Source organism: Halomonas sabkhae (assembly GCF_030409265.1).
GTDB lineage: Bacteria > Pseudomonadota > Gammaproteobacteria > Pseudomonadales > Halomonadaceae > Halomonas > Halomonas halmophila.
In genome coordinates this window covers 1-16,250 of the sequence record NZ_JAUFPM010000018.1, presented here as the reverse complement: position 1 = coordinate 16,250, position 16,250 = coordinate 1, and the positions used below count along the sequence as shown (strand labels likewise).

14 protein-coding genes are annotated in these 16,250 nt (G+C 65.7%); 10 read left to right on the top strand and 4 right to left on the bottom strand.

Annotated features, from left to right (window positions below; all coding sequences use genetic code 11):
- The 4 genes from QWY79_RS13080 to yihA all read right to left on the bottom strand — a co-directional run.
- Positions 1–2,872, bottom strand: a 2,872-nt coding sequence (locus tag QWY79_RS13080) for a DUF6531 domain-containing protein (protein WP_290273510.1), incomplete at its 3' end; no start/stop codon positions are given.
- Positions 2,869–4,023, bottom strand: coding sequence for a DUF2169 family type VI secretion system accessory protein (locus tag QWY79_RS13075; RefSeq protein WP_290273508.1), 1,155 nt, complete (start codon positions 4,021–4,023; stop codon positions 2,869–2,871). The genes QWY79_RS13075 and QWY79_RS13080, both read right to left, overlap by 4 nt.
- Positions 4,007–6,232 carry a type VI secretion system Vgr family protein gene (locus tag QWY79_RS13070; protein ID WP_290273512.1) on the bottom strand — a complete coding sequence of 742 codons (2,226 nt, stop codon included), beginning with the start codon at positions 6,230–6,232 and terminating at the stop codon, positions 4,007–4,009. The genes QWY79_RS13075 and QWY79_RS13070 overlap by 17 nt, the downstream gene beginning before the upstream one ends.
- A 347-nt stretch (positions 6,233–6,579) precedes the next feature.
- Positions 6,580–7,200, bottom strand: coding sequence for a ribosome biogenesis GTP-binding protein YihA/YsxC (gene yihA / locus QWY79_RS13065; RefSeq protein ID WP_290273505.1), 621 nt, complete (start codon positions 7,198–7,200; stop codon positions 6,580–6,582).
- 177 nt (positions 7,201–7,377) lie between these two features.
- Here yihA and QWY79_RS13060 point away from each other — a divergent pair, with 177 nt between their 5' ends.
- The 10 genes from QWY79_RS13060 (at position 7,378) to dtd (ending at position 16,130) form a co-directional block, all read left to right on the top strand.
- Positions 7,378–7,998, top strand: a complete 621-nt coding sequence (locus QWY79_RS13060) for a c-type cytochrome (protein ID WP_290273502.1) — start codon at positions 7,378–7,380, stop codon at positions 7,996–7,998.
- A 274-nt stretch (positions 7,999–8,272) separates the two neighbouring features.
- Positions 8,273–8,905, top strand: a complete 633-nt coding sequence (locus QWY79_RS13055) for a thiol:disulfide interchange protein DsbA/DsbL (RefSeq protein WP_141321579.1) — start codon at positions 8,273–8,275, stop codon at positions 8,903–8,905.
- 2 nt (positions 8,906–8,907) lie between these two features.
- Entirely contained in the window at positions 8,908–9,723 is an 816-nt protein-coding gene (locus tag QWY79_RS13050; RefSeq protein ID WP_290273498.1) for an endonuclease/exonuclease/phosphatase family protein, read from the top strand.
- Between the two features lie 144 nt (positions 9,724–9,867).
- Positions 9,868–10,428: a TRAP transporter small permease subunit gene (locus QWY79_RS13045; protein ID WP_290273495.1), complete on the top strand. Its 561-nt coding sequence runs from the start codon at positions 9,868–9,870 to the stop codon at positions 10,426–10,428.
- Positions 10,428–11,831: a TRAP transporter large permease gene (locus tag QWY79_RS13040; protein WP_290273492.1), complete on the top strand. Its 1,404-nt coding sequence runs from the start codon at positions 10,428–10,430 to the stop codon at positions 11,829–11,831. Before QWY79_RS13045 ends, QWY79_RS13040 begins: the two co-directional genes overlap by 1 nt.
- Positions 11,832–12,035: 204 nt before the next feature.
- Positions 12,036–13,109 carry a TRAP transporter substrate-binding protein gene (locus QWY79_RS13035; protein ID WP_435389791.1) on the top strand — a complete coding sequence of 358 codons (1,074 nt, stop codon included), beginning with the start codon at positions 12,036–12,038 and terminating at the stop codon, positions 13,107–13,109.
- Positions 13,110–13,242: 133 nt separating this feature from the next.
- On the top strand, positions 13,243–14,073 hold the full coding sequence (gene thiD, locus QWY79_RS13030; RefSeq protein WP_290273486.1) for a bifunctional hydroxymethylpyrimidine kinase/phosphomethylpyrimidine kinase: 831 nt from the start codon (positions 13,243–13,245) through the stop codon (positions 14,071–14,073).
- Between the two features lie 95 nt (positions 14,074–14,168).
- Entirely contained in the window at positions 14,169–15,014 is an 846-nt protein-coding gene (locus tag QWY79_RS13025) for a universal stress protein (RefSeq protein WP_290273483.1), read from the top strand.
- Positions 15,015–15,090: 76 nt separating this feature from the next.
- Positions 15,091–15,657: a chalcone isomerase family protein gene (locus tag QWY79_RS13020; protein ID WP_290273481.1), complete on the top strand. Its 567-nt coding sequence runs from the start codon at positions 15,091–15,093 to the stop codon at positions 15,655–15,657.
- Positions 15,658–15,692: 35 nt separating this feature from the next.
- A complete protein-coding gene (dtd, locus tag QWY79_RS13015) occupies positions 15,693–16,130 on the top strand; it encodes a D-aminoacyl-tRNA deacylase (RefSeq protein ID WP_290273479.1) in 438 nt (145 codons plus the stop codon).
- Positions 16,131–16,250 lie beyond the last annotated feature (120 nt).

Here is a 16,250-nt window from a genome sequence, read left to right as displayed (position 1 = left end):
GCCACTGCCAGGCGGCGATGCCGCGCTCGGGGTCGGCGAGGTGGTGTTGCTGTTCGCCCACCACCCGCCCGGCGGCGTCATGCTCGAAGCGTACTTCGCTGATCGGGTTACGGATGGCGGCCAGCTGGCCATCGGCACGCCACTGGTAGTGCTCGGTGCTGGCCGGGGCATGCGCGGTGGCCGGCAAGTGCCGGGCATGCAGGCGCCCCAGGGCATCGTGTTCGAGCCGGGTGAGTTGCTGGCCGTGCTGTTGCTGGACGAGCTGGTCGGCCCGGTCATAGGCGAAGCGCTGGGTGACGCCCTGCGGGTCGGTCTGGGCGATCAGCCGGTCATGGGCGTCATACTGGAAGTGATAGCCCCCGCCATCGGGCAGCGTCAGGCGCTCGAGCCGCTCCCGGGCGTCGTAGCGATAGTGGGTCTTGCCGCCCGTGGCATCGGTGTGCTGGACCACGCGACCGTGCTCGTCATGGGTCAGGCGTTCGGCGCTGCCATCCGGGTGGGTGATGCCCGCCAGGCGGCCGTAGGCATCATGGTGATATGCCCACCGCTGGCCATCCGGGGCCCGGGTGGTGAGGCGTCGTCCCATCACGTCATGGGTGAAGCGCCAGGTCTCGTCCAGGGCGTTGGTAAGGCCGGCCAGGTGGCCATGGTCGTCGTAGGCGTAGGTGGTGCGTTGCTCGCTGCAGTCGATCTCGGCGGCAAGCTGGCCCAGGGCGTTCCACTCCAGTCGGCGGGTGCTGCCATCGGGGGCGGTGATGGTGGTCGGCCGGTCGGGCAAGGCCGGGTCGTCATAAGCGAACCTTGTCGTGGCGCCATCGGCGCCGGTCACGCTTAGCGGGTTGCCGCGGGCATCATGCTGAAGCTGCCAGACCAGGCCATCGGGGCCGGTGAGCGATTTGGGCAGCTGGCCGTTGTAGTCCAGCGTCCAGCGCTGACCGGCGGCGTCCGTCAGCATGCTGAGGCGCCCCTCGGCGTCGTAGCTGAAGTGCGTCTCACGATCCAGTGGGTCGCGCTGGGTGATCAGGCGGCCGGCGGCATCATGCAGATACAGCGAGCGTGCGCCATCCTCACGACTGAAGCCGACCCAGCGCTTTTTGGGGCCCTGGCCGTGGAAATGGTAGGTCTGGCTGTGTCCCGCCGCATCGAGGACGCGCGTATACCCCTCGGCATACTGATAACGGTGCTCGAGCCCGCCCGCTTTGCGTTGCGTGGTGACGCGGCCCTCGGGGGTATAGCGATCCCAGACGTAGTGCATGCTGAGGTGGCCGGGCACATGATGAGCGGTGAGGATGTGATGCCGCCACTCGAAGGTACGCACACACTTGCCGTCGCGGTGGTACACCTCGGTCAGATCACCGCTGGCGTTATAAAGGTAACGCACCAGCCATTGCCGGGCCGGCTGCCCATCCGGCTGGCGAGTCAGCTGTACGCCGACCAGCCGTTGACCGTTGTCACCCTCGCGGAGGGGCCAGCCTGACTGATGAACCAGCCTGTAGCGCCGCCCGGCACTGTCCTCGACCCCGGTGAGCTGGTCACCCTCCCAGTGATAGTGCGTGACATACCCCTGGCGATCGATGTCCTGCACCATGCGCCAGGGCGTGGTGCCATCTACTCCGGCGGCCGGGTCGCCTGCAAGCTCCGGGGCAACGGCCGGACGAAACAGGTGCGTCATCTGCCCGTCGCTGATCAGCAGGACGCCGGCATCCAGACGCGCGGCCTCGGGGACGCTGTTCCAGTGGCCATGCCAGGCATTGACGGCATCATCGTTGGTACCGCCGGCCCGGCGCACCCACAGGTCCTGGCTGGGCGAGCGGCGCTGTTGCCCCGGGGCCAGTGAGCCGAAGGTGATGATGCGGCCCTGAAGGTCATGCAGGCGGCAGGCATCAGAGGCCAGTGTCAGATAGGCCATGCCGGCACTCAGCGTCCAGCCCTGGCCCAGGGGGCCGATGTTGGCATTGGACGAGAGGTAACTGCGGGTCAGGGTAAAGGGCCGCGGGGCCGGCAGGGCCACATCCGTTTCGCCGGGCAGCAGCTTGACGCCAAGCATCGGGTTGACGGGGTTGTTGACTTGCGGATTGCAGGCGGTGGGCTTGTCCGGCTGGCCTTCCTCAGAATCCTCCCCGGGGGTTGTCTCGGTGGTCGAGCCGCGAATGAAAACGCCGGGCTCGGCCGGCGCGGCGGCGGTGTTCGCTGGCGCGGCCTCGTCAGCGGGAGGCGCATCATCTGACAGACTCTCACTGAGAAAGGCCTGAGCGTCCATCAGGGCCTTGAAGGTGAACCCCATGGCTTGTTGCTGGATCGCACTGGTCATCCCGGAGGCCGCGTCCCCGCCGAACAGCGCGCTGGTGGCCGCCTGCTTGGTCACCTCCAGGGCGGCGGCCCGGCCACGATCCGCCATGCTGGGCTCAGAGGCCACGGCGCTGTCATCCCCCTCATCCTCTTCGCCCCCCTGGAGGGGTTCTTCCAGCGTGACCAGCATGCCCAGCGCACCACCCTGGCCCTGAGCATTGCAGTTGATCAGGCATTGACTGCCGTGGCGAGCCACGGGCTTGCCGTTGACCTTGAAGGTCTCGAGCCCGGTGAGAATCTTGACGTAGCCATCGTCCCCGGAGGTACCGGAGACAACGCCGGCACCGGCATTGCCCTGGGTGCCCTTGAACATATCACCTTCGCGATAGGCGGGAAGGCCGGCAAAGTTGACGGTCGGTGAGTAGGTGACCGGATTATCGAGCGTCGCGGTGGTATAAAAACCGATGACCTTGTCGCCCACCTGACAATAATCCGGCTCGATGGTCACGGCGACCCAACGCTTGTTGGCGTTGGCGACATGATGTTTTTTGCCAGCCGAGGGGCGCCGATCCTTGGCACTCATGACATTGCTCCAGAATAACGGGGTGATGACAACGCGCTTTGTTCGAGACGTATCTGTCGGGGCGCTCCCTGCGCCAGAAAGAGTGCCCGCCAGGTCAAGGAAACCTCGCCCGAATCCAGATCGACCTCCAGGGTGTCCAGTGCCAGAGAGGTCTTGCCTGGCAGTCCGTCAGGGCGCTCCAGATACGCATCCAGGCCGATGCCGGGCAGGCGGGCACGATGGTGGTAGCTCACATACTCGCCGACCTGGACACGGCAACTATTGGCCATGGCATTGGTCAGCGTCAGCCACTCATCGCCACGCAGGTAGCGGGCGGAGACCAGTGCTGGCGGCGCGCTTTGGTAAAAGCGTTCATCGAAGTCGAGCGGGCGCAGGGGGCGGCGCTGCTCGTGCCAGTACTTGTCATGCGTCCCCTGGCACTCGACCCTTGGTGTCCACCAGGGGGCGATGGGGCCGGCGCCGGCCGGCGGCACCCGGTCGAAGGGGCTACGCACGCGCCAGTCGGGGTGCTCAAGCTGTGGGGCCGGCAGGCGGATGTAGCTTTCCAGCTCGGGCTTCCAGTAGCGGGCGGCTTCACGCGCCACGCGGCGGTAGTCGCCGCGCCGGGGCAGCCAGCCACAGCCGACCGGGTTCTGCGGGTAACACAGCGTGGCCTGTTCCGGGGTCAGCGTATCCATGTCGGGCGCCGCGAAGTGGCCGCCGAAGGCGTAGCGGTAATCCAGTGGCACGCCCGTGGTGGGCTCAGGGTCCGTCAACTGCCAACCCCCCAGCATTTTCCACTCGAAATAGCGCTTGCCAAAGACGCTCATGGCGTAATCGATATCGCCCACCCGAAAGCGCGAGCGCCAGGCAGCACGTGCCATGCCGCCGGGAGGCACGAGGGTTCCCCGCACCTGCAGCTCCGTACCCGGCTTGCCCGGCACTAGGTCATGGTCATGTGTAATGAACTGCGCGACACGATTATCCGGATCACCGGCACGGCTCTCCTGCCAGCGAATGGGCTGCTGGTTGTCGGCAACCATCACGGTCTCACCATCTCCCATCAACTGGAAGGTGCCACGCACCGCCAGGACTTCGAACGTTTTATCGCCCGGGCCCACTTTACGAAAAAGGGCCTCGGGGAATGGGGTCATGTTAGTAACAGGAGTCACTGGCCAAGTCTCCTGGACCGATATTCCCGGAACCCTGAGATCCGCTCTCGCCGGTCGCCCCTTCTTCCGTCTGCTCTTCACTGCCCGGCGCCGGCTGAGAGGATCCGGTGCTGACCAGCACGCTTTCGCCCTCGTTACTGCCATCCACATGCACCGTGGCGCCTGCCTTGACGTGGATCTCGCCGGCGTCGAGGTAGATGGCGTCTTCGGTGAGCACCAGGCGGCTGTTGCCGACCTGCAGGGTCAGCTGGTTGCCGGCTTCCAGGGTGATGTCGCGCCCGGCATTGAGGCTGTGATTGAAGCCGACCTGCGCGCTGTGGCTGAGCCCCACGAAGGTGTTCATGGCCGCGCCGACGTTGAGGCTGTAGGCCATACCGACGTTTTCCATGCGCCCCATGCCGACGTTCTGCATGTAGGCCATGTTGACCGTTTCGGTGCGGTTCTTGCCGATGCGCGTGGAGGCGTTCCTGCCCACCTGGGTCGACATGTTCTTGCCGATGGTATTGGTCTCGTTGCCGTCGACCGTCTTGCGGCGGTTCTGGTGCACCGTATGGGCCTCGTTGCCGTCCACGGTATGCACTTCGTGACGGTGAACGAGGTGGGTCTCGTCACGATCCACGTCGGTGGTGCGGTCGCGGTAGACGTGCAGGGTGTTGTCGCGCTTGATGTCCTCGGTGCGGTCGTTGAGGGTCATCAGGTCGAAGTTCTTCTGGGCATGCAGCCAGACCTGTTCCTCGCCGTTCTTGTCCTCGAAGCGCAGCTCGTTGAAGCCGTCGCCCTTGTGGGTCTGGCTGCGGATGCCGGTGCGTGTCTTGTTGGCCGGCAGCTCGTCACTCGGGGTGTTGGTGGCGTGGTAGGTGCGCCCGGTGATAATCGGCTGGTCCGGGTCGCCTTCCAGGAAGGAGACGATCACCTCGTGGCCGATGCGCGGGATGGCCATGGCGCCGTAACCGGCCCCGGCCCAGGCCTGAGAGACACGCAGCCAGGCGCTGCTGGTCTCGTCGCCGGCGGCTTCGCGGTCCCAGGGGAACTGCACCTTGACCCGGCCGTGCTCGTCGCAGTAGATCTCTTCGCCGGGCGGGCCGACCACGCTGGCCATCTGCGGGCCGTCGACCCGCGGACGTGGCTGGGGCTGGGGACGCCAGGCCTGGTCGTCGGCCATCACCGTCAGGTCATTGTGATAGCGCGTCATGCCCTCGGTGTCGGCGGCATCCTCTTCCAGCGCCTGGGGCTGTTCGCCATGGTGGGTCACGGCGATGACCTGCCAGGGGCGATTGAGGCTGGCGGTGTCGTGCTCGGTCAGGGTGAAACGGTAGCCCGGGGCGAGCATCGGCAGGTCGCTCTCGGCCTCGACGGTGGCGGCGTCGCTGCGCAGGTGCTCGAGCCGCACCCGGGCGAAGGGCGCGCCGGAGCCGTCCGACTTGTAGCGCCCCGGGGCGTCGTAGTGCTCGTAATGGCCCTGGTCGCCGACCTGGTGATTGTGCTTCAGGCCATAGGCGGGGTTCTTGAAGGTGTAATCCTTGAGCGTGCTGGCGTTCGAGCGCACGCGGGCCACCTGTCGCAACCGGCGGATATGACGCTGGGGCGCCACGCCGCCACTGCGACTGTGATAGGTGAAGGCCCCCAGGTTGCCGAGAATCTGGGTGGCGTCGGCGAAGACCAGGCGGTGAATGCCGCCGTCGACATTCTCGAACTCGTGGAAGTAGAACAGGCCTTCCTCGGCGGCCAGGCGTTCGATGAAGGCGAGGTTGCTCTCGCGGTACTGCACGCAGTACTCGCGCTGCAGGGGCTCGCGGGTGACGCCGAAGGCCACGTCGGTGATGCCCACCTCTTCACACAGCCGGGTGATGATGGTGATCGGCGAGACGTGCTGGAAGATGCGCGAGTTGTGCCGCAGGCTCAAGCGCCACAGGGCGGGACGGATGACCAGTTCGTAGCGCGTGCGCCGGTGGCCGCGATCACCCCGGGCGAACTCGGCCACGATGCCGTGCACTCGGCGCAGGGGCTGTTCGTCCTGCCAGACGGTCAGGGTGGCACGCCGGTCGAGCAGTTCTTCCGGGCTCAGGCTATCGAAGCGACTGGCCAGCGCCACGCTGAGCTCGAAGGGCGTGGAAAGGGCTTCATGCAGAGTGAAATCGACGACCGCCAGATCCACTTCCGGCAGTCCGGCGAGGGTCAGCGTGAAGTGCCAGCCCTGTCGGGGAAACATCATGTGGCGCCTCCTGGCGTCGCGTGCGTCCGTGCTCGCTGAGCCCTGTCTGCGGGTATAGGCTCAGCCGCTCATTCATGTCGTGCATCGGTGCTGTGTAATGGCGATGCGTACCCTTTATAGGGCACGATTAATGCCAAAAAGCATCGAATTCTTGTAAATCAATAATTTGATAAAAATCGGGGTTTGGCAGATCAGCACAATCGAGCAAGATCTTGCCCGCAAGCGAGCAAAAAGTTGCCCAGCGGGCAAAATCTTGCTCGATTTGACTGTTAAAAAGGGCTTTCCTGTGGATAACTTTTGGCGCTGGCCACTCCCTGGGCAGCGCTATTGGCGAGGCCGACTCGTTAGTCGGTAGGCGCTGTGCTCTGCAGCCAGTCGTCCAGGCGGGAGTGGAGTTCCTCGATGCCCTGTTTCTTGAGTGAGGAGAACAGCTGAATGGAGACCAGGTCTTCCCACTCGCGGAGCTGGGAGCGGACCTGCTGCAGGGCGTTCTTGGCGGCGCCGCTTTTCAGCTTGTCGGCTTTGGTCAGCAGGATGTGCACCGGCATGTCCTGTTCGTCGGCCCAGCCGAGCATGGTCTGGTCGAACTCGGTGAGCGGATGACGCACGTCCATCAGCAGCACCAGGCCGCGCAGGCAGGTGCGGCGCTGCAGGTAGTCCGAGAGGTGGCGCTGCCACTCCATTTTGACCGCGTCCGGCACCTTGGCGAAGCCGTAACCGGGCAGGTCGACCAGACGCCGTTCGGTGTCGTCGCCCAGGGTGAAGAAGTTGATCAACTGGGTGCGACCCGGGGTCTTGGAGGTGCGTGCCAGGGCCTTCTGGCGGGTCATGACGTTGATGGCGCTGGACTTGCCGGCGTTGGAACGACCGGCAAAGGCGACTTCGGCCCCGGTATCGGACGGGCACTTCGCCAGCGTCGGCGCGCTGGTGAGAAATCGGGCGGCCTGATAATTAAGTCGCGACATGACGAATCCTGGGGTTGGTCGGGAAAAGCGTGAAAGGCTGTCGTTTCCGCATTTCGGGAGCTCCGTTATACTCCAGTCGTGAAGGTCGGAATATAATAAGGGTCGGCGACTCCGGTCGGGTACTATACCACCCGCCTCGCGCCGGCGACGACAGGACAATGGCCTGGTGGAATCGCGATGAGACAGCTACTGGCAAGCCTGGTCACGCTATTGGCCATCAGCAACATCGCCATGGCGGACACGTCGACGGAAGTGGACATCGAAGCAGGTCGTGCCAAGGCGCAACCTTGTGCCGCCTGCCATGGCCCGACGGGCCTCAGCCCGAGCGGCATGTTTCCGCATCTGGCGGGGCAGCAGGCGAACTATCTGGTCAAGCAGATGAAGGATATCCGCGAGGGGCGGCGCGAGGTCGCGCAGATGGCCGGCCAGCTGGATGATTTCTCCGATCAGGACATCCGCAACGTTGCCGCCTTCTACGCCGATCAGTCACCACCGCTGGGCCAGGCCGATCCGGACGAGACGCTGGTGGAGCGCGGTCGCGCACTGTACCGCGCCGGCGATCTGGATGAGCGCATTCCAGCCTGCAGCGCCTGCCACACGCCAACCGGCGATGGCATCGGCAGCGCCGCCTATCCGGCCGTGGCGGGTCAGCACCCCGAGTACACCATCGCCACCCTGCAGGCCTTTGCCGAGGGCAGTCGCGACAATGATCCCAACGGCATCATGCGCGATATCGCCGCCAAGCTCAGCGATGAAGATATGCAGGCGCTGGCCAATTATCTGCTGGGGCTGCATTGAGGAAACAGCGCTTGAATGCCTGCGCATGCGACTCGCTTCGCTATAGCCGCCATCCGTGGCGGCTACCCTACGGGCCCGTCTAAAGACGGTTCAAATTCGCTCCCGGCGAATTTGTACGCGGCGCTGGTGCGCCAGCCCGGTCGAAAGCTCGCCTGACGGTTTTCCGGGGAACCCAGTGGCCCGCCTGCCATCCAAGGGCTCTGTACGCTCGCCAACCATGCCCTCATGATGGCAGAGTCGTGCCATCCACCGAATGCAAGGAGAGATCCGCCTCATGCTCAAGTCATTGATGATTGCCCTGGCCGGCCTCGGCCTGTCGACCATGGCCGCCGCCGCCACGATCGAGGAGGGGCAGGACTACAAGGTGCTCGACGAGCCGGTCAAGACCCATGTCGAGGACGGCAAGATCGCGGTCACCGAGGCCTTCTGGTATGGCTGCCCGCATTGCTACAACCTGGAAGAGCCCCTCAATGCGTGGGTCGAGGAGCTGCCCGAGGATGTGGTCTTCGAGCGCATGCCCGCCACCATGGGCGGCGCCTGGAACCGTCACGCCACGGCCTTCTACGCGGCCAGGGAGCTGGGCATTCAGGAAGAACTCCACACCGATTTCTTCAACGCCATCCACCAGGACGGCCGCGAGCTCACCGAGTCCGAGGCCATTGCCGACTTCTTCAGTAACTATGGCGTCAGCCAGGACGAGGCACTGGAGGCGCTGGATTCCTTCGGCGTGAAGAGCCAGGTCAACCAGGCCCATGCGCGGATGCGCAACATGCAGCTGATGGGCGTGCCGGCGCTGGTCGTCGATGGCCGTTACGTGGTCACCTCGAGCCTGGCCGGCAGCCTGGACAACATGCCGAAGATCGCCGAGGCGCTGGTCGAGAAGGTACGTGCAGAGCAAGCGGAATAACCATGACCGCTTCTCTTGCCGCGGCGGGCTGGCCGGCCCTCGAGGCCGGCCACCTCAAGCTGCTGACCTTCAACCTGCAGGTCGGCATCCAGACCTCGGCCTACCATCATTACCTGACGCGCGGCTGGCAGCATTTCCTGCCGCACCCGCGCCGACTCAAGCGCCTGGACATGATCAGCGATGTGCTGAGTCGCTTCGACGTCGTCGGTCTCCAGGAGGCCGACGGCGGCAGTTTCCGCTCGGGGCGCATCAATCAGGTGGAGTATCTGGCCAGCCAGGCGGGCTTTGCCCACCACTACCAGCAGCTCAACCGCAACCTGGGGCATCTGGCCCAGCACAGCAACGGCCTCCTGTCGCGCCTGGCCCCGCAGCGTATCGAGGAGCACCATCTGCCCGGCCCCATGCCCGGCCGCGGCGCGATCCACGCGCGCTTCGGCGATGGCCCGGATGCCCTGCACCTGTTCGTTGCCCACCTGGCCCTGAGCCACCGGGCGCGGGTGCGCCAGCTCGACTATCTCAGCGAGCTGGTTCAGCCGTTGCGTCATGTGGTGGTCATGGGCGATCTCAACTGCACGCCGGATCAGCTGCATGCGCACCGGCGGTTTCGCGACTCCCTGCCGTTGCATCCCGTGCGCCCCCCACTGAGCTACCCTTCCTGGCAACCGCGCCGGGCCCTGGATCACATCCTGCTTTCCGACTCGCTGGCAGCGGATCACGTCGAGGTTCTGGAGCACCTGTTCTCCGACCACCTGCCGGTGGCCATCGACGTGCGCCTGCCGGATGCCTGCCGGGATACGCTGCTGGCACGTTCTGCCTAGCGCGGCCCAGCGGACTCGATGCCAGTACCTTATACCAATGTCGGCGCCATGCGCCTGACAGCACCGCGCCCTTTACCGTATAGTTCCCGGTGATTGCGTCCGCCCGCGCCGTGGCGGTACCACTGACTGCCCAGCGAGAATCCCATGTCACATACCCGCGAGTTGCCGGGCCTCCTCGCCCGTCTGGACGGCCTCTCCGAATGGCTCGGGAGAGGTCTGTCCTGGCTGGTCCTGGCCATGATGCTGATCCAGTTCCTGATCGTGGTGCTGCGCTATGCCTTCAGCATCAACAGCATTCCCATGCAGGAATCGGTGATGTACCTGCACGCCACCCTGTTCATGCTGGCCGCCTCCTACACGCTGCGCCATGACGGCCATGTGCGCGTCGATATCTTCTATCGCGGCATGTCGGCCAGGGGCAAGGCGTGGGTCGACCTGCTGGGCACCTTGCTGCTGCTGATGCCGGTGATGATCTTCGTGATCCTGGTCAGCCTGGGCTATGTCGGCAAGTCCTGGGCGATTCTCGAGGGCTCGCCGGATTCCGGTGGTATTCCCGGGGTCTTCTTGCTGAAGACGCTGATTCCCGCCTTTGCCGGCCTGATGATCCTGCAGGGCCTGGTCGAGGCCGGGCGCAATGTATTGATCCTGACGGGGCGCATCGACCCCGATGCCGAGTCCCCCGAGCAGCACGAGGAGCATCTGTGATGTTGGAGTTCATGCCCCTGGTGCTGTTCGCGGTGATCTGCACCGTGCTGATGTTCGGCTATCCCGTCGCGCTGTCGCTGGCCGGCACGGCCCTGGCCTTTGCCGGCATGGGGCTGGGCCTGGAGGCCATGGGCATCGATGCCAACTTCGATGGCGGCTACCTGTCCGCCCTGCCCAACCGTCTGTACGGCATCATGACCAACCAGACCCTGCTGGCGGTGCCACTGTTCGTGCTGATGGGCGTGCTGCTGGAGAAATCGAAGGTCGCGGAAACCCTGCTGGATGCCATGGCGCTGCTGTTCGGTTCCATGCGCGGCGGCCTGGGTATCTCGGTGACCCTGGTCGGCATGCTGCTGGCCGCCTCGACCGGCATCGTCGGTGCCACCGTGGTGACCATGGGCCTGATGTCGCTGCCGACCATGCTCAAGCGCCAGTACAGCCCGTCGCTGGCCACCGGTACCATCTGCGCCACCGGCACCCTGGGCCAGATCATCCCGCCCTCCATTGCGCTGGTGCTGTTGGGGGATGTGTTGTCCTCGGCCTATCAGCAGGCGCAGCTCTCCATGGGCATCTTCAGCCCCAAGACGGTCTCGGTGGGGGATCTGTTCATGGGCGCTCTGGTGCCCGGGCTGATCCTGGTGGTGCTGTACATCCTGTATGTGGCCGCCATCGCCTGGCTCAAGCCCAGTGCTGCGCCGGCCGCCGACCGCCAGGAACTGATGGCCGAACTGGGCCACCAGGGCGGCCTGGGCTGGCTGCTGCTCAAGGGGCTGGTGCCACCCATTGCGCTGATCGTGGTGGTACTGGGCTCGATTCTCGGCGGCTTTGCCACGCCGACCGAGGCCTCCGCGGTGGGGGCCTTCGGCGCCCTGGTGCTGGCCCTGGCCTATCGCCGCCTGGACCTGCCGACCCTGCGCGAGGCGGTGCGCTCGACCACCAACGTGACCACCATGGTCTTCATGATCCTGATCGGCGCGGCGCTGTTCTCGCTGGTGTTCCGGGCCTATGGCGGCGAGGAACTGGTCACCCACCTGTTCGAGAGCATGCCGGGCGGTGTCGTCGGCGCCACCCTGGTGGTCATGCTGGTGATCTTCCTGCTGGGCTTCATCCTCGACTTCATCGAGATCACCTTCGTGGTGGTGCCCATCGTCGGGCCGATCCTGCTGGCCATGGGGCTGGACCCGGTCTGGTTGGGCATCATGATCGCCATCAACCTGCAGACGTCCTTCCTGACGCCGCCCTTCGGCTTCGCGCTCTTCTATCTGCGCGGCGTGGCGCCGGACTCCGTGGCCACCTCATCGATCTACCGCGGCGTGCTGCCGTTCATCGTGCTGCAGTTGAGCATGCTGGTGGCCCTGGCGTTCTTTCCGGAACTGGCGACCTGGCTGCCCGACCAGTTCTGATGCGCCTGCCACGGACGGCCGGGGCATCGCGCCGAAAGTGGTATGGCCGCCCCGCCACCCGATCAGGCTATAGTGTCCCTGGCAGATGAACGCAATGTCAGGGGCACCAGGCCCCGCCACCTCAACATCCGGGCCCACATGGGCCGTTGCGCACGACGAACAACACCAACAGGGGAACCTGCTATGCAACCCAAAGCACTTGTCATGGCCATGGCCGGCGTCAGCATGGCGCTGGCGGCCGGCGCCACCCAGGCCCAGGACACCTTCGAGTGGAAGCTGGTCACCTCCTGGCCGAAAAACTTCCCCGGGGTCGGCCAGGGACCCGAGCGCCTCGCCAAGCTGGTCGAGGAAATGTCCGACGGCCGGCTGCAGATCGAGGTCTTCGGGGCCGGCCAGCTGGTGCCCGGCTTCGAGGTCTTCGATGCCGTCTCCGAGGGCACCGCCGAGATGGGCCACTCCGCCTCCTACTACTGGAAAGGCAAGGCGCCGGCGGCCCAGTTCTTCGCCGCGGTGCCCTTCGGCATGAATGCCCAGGAAATGAACGCCTGGCTGCATTATGGCGGTGGCCTGGAGCTGTGGAACGAGCTGTATGCCGACTTCGGCATCGACGTCATGGCGGCCGGTGCCTCCGGCGTGCAGATGGGCGGCTGGTACAACGAGGAAATCAACTCGGTCGACGACCTCGACGGCCTCAAGATGCGCATGCCGGGGCTCGGCGGCGAGGTCATGAGCCGCATGGGGGTGGCCATCGTCAACATGCCGGGCGGCGAGATCTTCACCTCCCTGCAGTCCGGTGCCATCGACGCCACCGAGTGGATCGGGCCCTACAACGACCTGGCCTTCGGCCTGCATCAGGCGGCGGACTATTACTACTATCCGGGCTGGCACGAGCCGACCGTGATGTTCGAGGCCATCGTCAACGAAGAGGCCATGGCCTCCCTGCCGGCGGACCTGCAGGCCATCCTCAAAACCGCCGTGCGTGACGTGAACCAGGACGTCCTCGACGAGTACACCGCGCGCAACAACGACGCCCTGCAGACGCTGATCAACGAGCACGACGTGGAACTGCGCCGCCTGCCGGATGATGTGCTGGCCGAGGCCAAGAAGCACTCCGAGGACGTGGTCGCCGAGCTGGCCGAGTCCAGCGAGATGGCCGGCAAGATCCACGAGTCCTATCGGGCCTTCCAGGACAAGGTGGAGAGCTACCACGCCATCTCCGAACAGGCCTACTACAACGCCCGCAACCCACAGGGCGATACCACCAGCAGCAGCGAATGATGCCGTCTGCGGCATGATCGCTCGTTCCGGGGCCACGCTTGCGTGGCCCCTTTGCGTCGGCATGGCTGTTACCCGTCTGCATGCAGTATGCTGAGGGACTCCGCGTCCCTTAACAGCAGCCAGACGACTCGACATGCCAGCCTCGAAGATGCTTCCCAATACCTTGACCATCGCCGGCTCCGACCCCTCCGGCGGCGCCGGCCTGCAGGGCGACATCAAGACCCTGTCCGCGCTGGGCACCTACGCCACCAATGTCATCACCGCGGTAATCGCCCAGAACACCCGCGGCGTGGCGCAGGTACATCCCGTGCCCGCCAGCGCCATCGGCGAGCAGCTCGATAATCTGCTCGAGGATGTGCGCATCGATGCCGTGAAGATCGGCATGGTGGCCAGCCGCGAAGTGGCCGAGACCATCGCCGAGGCGCTGCGTCGCCAGCGTCCGCGCTGGATCGTGCTTGACCCGGTCATGGTCGCCAAGAGCGGCGACATCCTGGTGGACAATGCCGGCATCGCGGCGGTGCGCGAGGTGCTGGTGCCGCTGGCCGATGTGATCACGCCCAACCTGCCGGAAGCCGCGGTGCTGCTGGGCAGTGACATACCGACCAGCACCGAGGCCATGAACGCCATGCTGCCCGGCCTGCAGTCCCTGGCGGCCCCTTATGTGGTGCTCAAGGGCGGTCACCTGCGCGGGGAAGCCTGCCCGGACCTGCTGGCCACGCCCCGCGACAGCGCCTGGCTGCCGGCACCGCGCATCGATACCGATAACCTCCACGGCACCGGCTGTGCGCTGTCCTCGGCCATCACCGCTCACCTGGCGCAACTGCCGCAGGACGCCGACCATGACGCCATCGTCAGCGCCATCGGCGAGGCCAAGCAGTGGCTGCACCAGGCCCTGGACGCCAGTCACCGCTTGAAGGTGGGGCACGGCCGCGGGCCGGTGCATCACTTCCATGCCTGGTGGTAAGCCGGAATAACGTGCCGGCGTGAGCCAGGCGACTTGCGCGGGGCGCCGGGGGCGCCCATCCTGAAGGTCTCCCCCGGCATCATGAGGGCTGTGCCATGTCCCGCACCCTGCTGTTCGCCTGCGACCTCTCCGCCGAGAACCGTGCCGCCTTCGCCCGTGCCATTCGCCTGGCCAATGACAGTGGCGCGCGCCTCGATATCGTCCATGTGCTCGACCCCTACCTGCCCAGGCGAGTCCTGCATGACCTGGAAGAAGCCGTGGTGGCCGACATCACGGCGACCTTCACGGATATCCGCGAGGACTATGCCCTGGCCGAGCCGGCCAGCCTGATCCAGACCGTGACCGGCGCGCCCTATGCCGAGATCATCCGCGAGGCCCACGAACGCGATGCCGACATGATCATCCTCGGCGCCCACCGCAAGCGCGGTCAGCCGGATCTGGTGCACGGCACGACCCTCGCCCGGGTACTGCGCAGCGCGCCCTGCCCGGTGCTGTCGGTCAGCCAGCCGGCCAATCGCGACTGGAACGACATCCTGGTGCCCATCGACTTCTCGCTGACCTCGCGCCATACCCTGCGCGAGACCCTGAAACGCTTCCCCGAGGGGCGCCTCACGCTGCTGCATGCCTGGAACATCCCCGGCGAGCGTGAACTCGGCTCGGATACCCGCTATGCACGCTGGCGTGACCGCGAGATCGAGGGCCTGAAGCGCCATCTGGAGCAGGAAACCGAGCAGTTGATGGCCGAACTCGATCAGGTGCCGGAGCTCAGCCTGGAGCTGCAGCAGGGTGATCCGCTCGAGGTGCTGATGACCCAGCTGCGGCGCCAGTCGCCGGACCTGCTGGCGCTGGGCAGCCGCGGCCAGCTGGGCCGCCACAGTCAGATCACCGAGCGCCTGCTGGCCGAGCCCCATTGCGATATCATGCTCTGCCGGCCCTGGTAGACCGCTGGCCCGGGCTGTCATCATGGCGCCGTGATCAGACGCCTGTTTGCCTGTCCGCCCATCTTCCGGAGGCACCATGCCGAAGCTGCGCCGCCTTGTCGTCACCGTCCTGACCACCGCCCTGATGCTGGTCGCCCTGCCCGCGCTGAGTGTCGAGGTCGAAGGCGTCCAGTTCGACGAGACCGTCGAGGTCGACGGCCAGCGCTATGCATTGATCGGTCACGGGCTCTTCCGCTACATGGTCTGGGATGCCTATGCCGGGGCCTATTATCAGGCCGAGGGCTTTCCCCGGCCGGCGCCGCAGTCGCGCGATGTGCCGAGGCGCCTGGCGCTCGACTACTTCCATGCCATCGAGGCGGCCGACTTCGCCGACGTCACCCGCGATACCCTGGGCGATCAGTTGAGCGAGACGGATTTTGCCGCCCTGGCCAACGCGCTGGATGACTTCAACACCCACTATCGCAGTGTCGAGCCCGGCGACCGCTATGTGCTCGGCTGGGACGGCGAGCGCCTGAGCCTGGCGCTGAATGGCGAGACACTCTACGCCAAGGCCGAGCCCGCACTGGCCAACGCCCTGTTCGGTATCTGGCTGGGCCGGACCCCCCTGGGTGAGGGCTTTCGCGACGACCTGCTCGGCCGCTGACCTCACTGGATTCACCCGCGATACCGGAGCCCCGCATGAAAGCCCTGATTCAACGTGTTCGCCACGCCCGTGTCGAAGTCGATGCGCAGTGCGTCGGCGCCATCGAGCATGGCCTGCTGGCACTGATCGGCGTCGAGCGGGGCGACGATGAAGCCCGGGCCGACCGGCTCCTGCACAAGCTGCTGCATTACCGCGTGTTCGCCGATGACGACGGTCGCATGAACCTCAACCTGCAACAGGTCAACGGCGGCCTGCTGCTGGTCTCGCAGTTCACCCTCGCCGCCGACACCCGCAAGGGCCTGCGCCCCGGCTTCTCCAGCGCCGCCGACCCGGAGGAAGGCGAACGCCTGTTCGGCTACCTGCTCGACCGCGCCCGCGCCACCTGGCCGGACACCGCCACCGGCCGCTACGGCGCCGACATGCAGGTCAGCCTCACCAACGACGGCCCCGTGACCGTGATGTTGGAGACCTGAAGGAAGAGGGAAGAGGGAAGAGGGAAGAGGGAAGAGGGAAGAGGGAAGAGGGAAGAGGTGCTATGCCCCCGATTTTGTAGACACCTCCCTTTACACTACGAGGTGAGGTGTCATGATTCT

What these genes read in the sequence shown, in the direction of transcription:
- yihA (WP_290273505.1), bottom strand. Translation starts at nt 7,200, where the DNA reads ATGTCGCGACTTAATTATCAGGCCGCCCGATTTCTCACCAGCGCGCCG.
- QWY79_RS13060 (WP_290273502.1), top strand. Translation starts at nt 7,378, where the DNA reads ATGAGACAGCTACTGGCAAGCCTGGTCACGCTATTGGCCATCAGCAAC.
- dtd (WP_290273479.1), top strand. Translation starts at nt 15,693, where the DNA reads ATGAAAGCCCTGATTCAACGTGTTCGCCACGCCCGTGTCGAAGTCGAT.
- QWY79_RS13020 (WP_290273481.1), top strand. Translation starts at nt 15,091, where the DNA reads ATGCCGAAGCTGCGCCGCCTTGTCGTCACCGTCCTGACCACCGCCCTG.
- QWY79_RS13055 (WP_141321579.1), top strand. Translation starts at nt 8,273, where the DNA reads ATGCTCAAGTCATTGATGATTGCCCTGGCCGGCCTCGGCCTGTCGACC.
- QWY79_RS13035 (WP_435389791.1), top strand. Translation starts at nt 12,036, where the DNA reads ATGGCCATGGCCGGCGTCAGCATGGCGCTGGCGGCCGGCGCCACCCAG.
- QWY79_RS13040 (WP_290273492.1), top strand. Translation starts at nt 10,428, where the DNA reads ATGTTGGAGTTCATGCCCCTGGTGCTGTTCGCGGTGATCTGCACCGTG.
- thiD (WP_290273486.1), top strand. Translation starts at nt 13,243, where the DNA reads ATGCCAGCCTCGAAGATGCTTCCCAATACCTTGACCATCGCCGGCTCC.
- QWY79_RS13025 (WP_290273483.1), top strand. Translation starts at nt 14,169, where the DNA reads ATGTCCCGCACCCTGCTGTTCGCCTGCGACCTCTCCGCCGAGAACCGT.
- QWY79_RS13045 (WP_290273495.1), top strand. Translation starts at nt 9,868, where the DNA reads ATGTCACATACCCGCGAGTTGCCGGGCCTCCTCGCCCGTCTGGACGGC.
- QWY79_RS13070 (WP_290273512.1), bottom strand. Translation starts at nt 6,232, where the DNA reads ATGTTTCCCCGACAGGGCTGGCACTTCACGCTGACCCTCGCCGGACTG.
- QWY79_RS13050 (WP_290273498.1), top strand. Translation starts at nt 8,908, where the DNA reads ATGACCGCTTCTCTTGCCGCGGCGGGCTGGCCGGCCCTCGAGGCCGGC.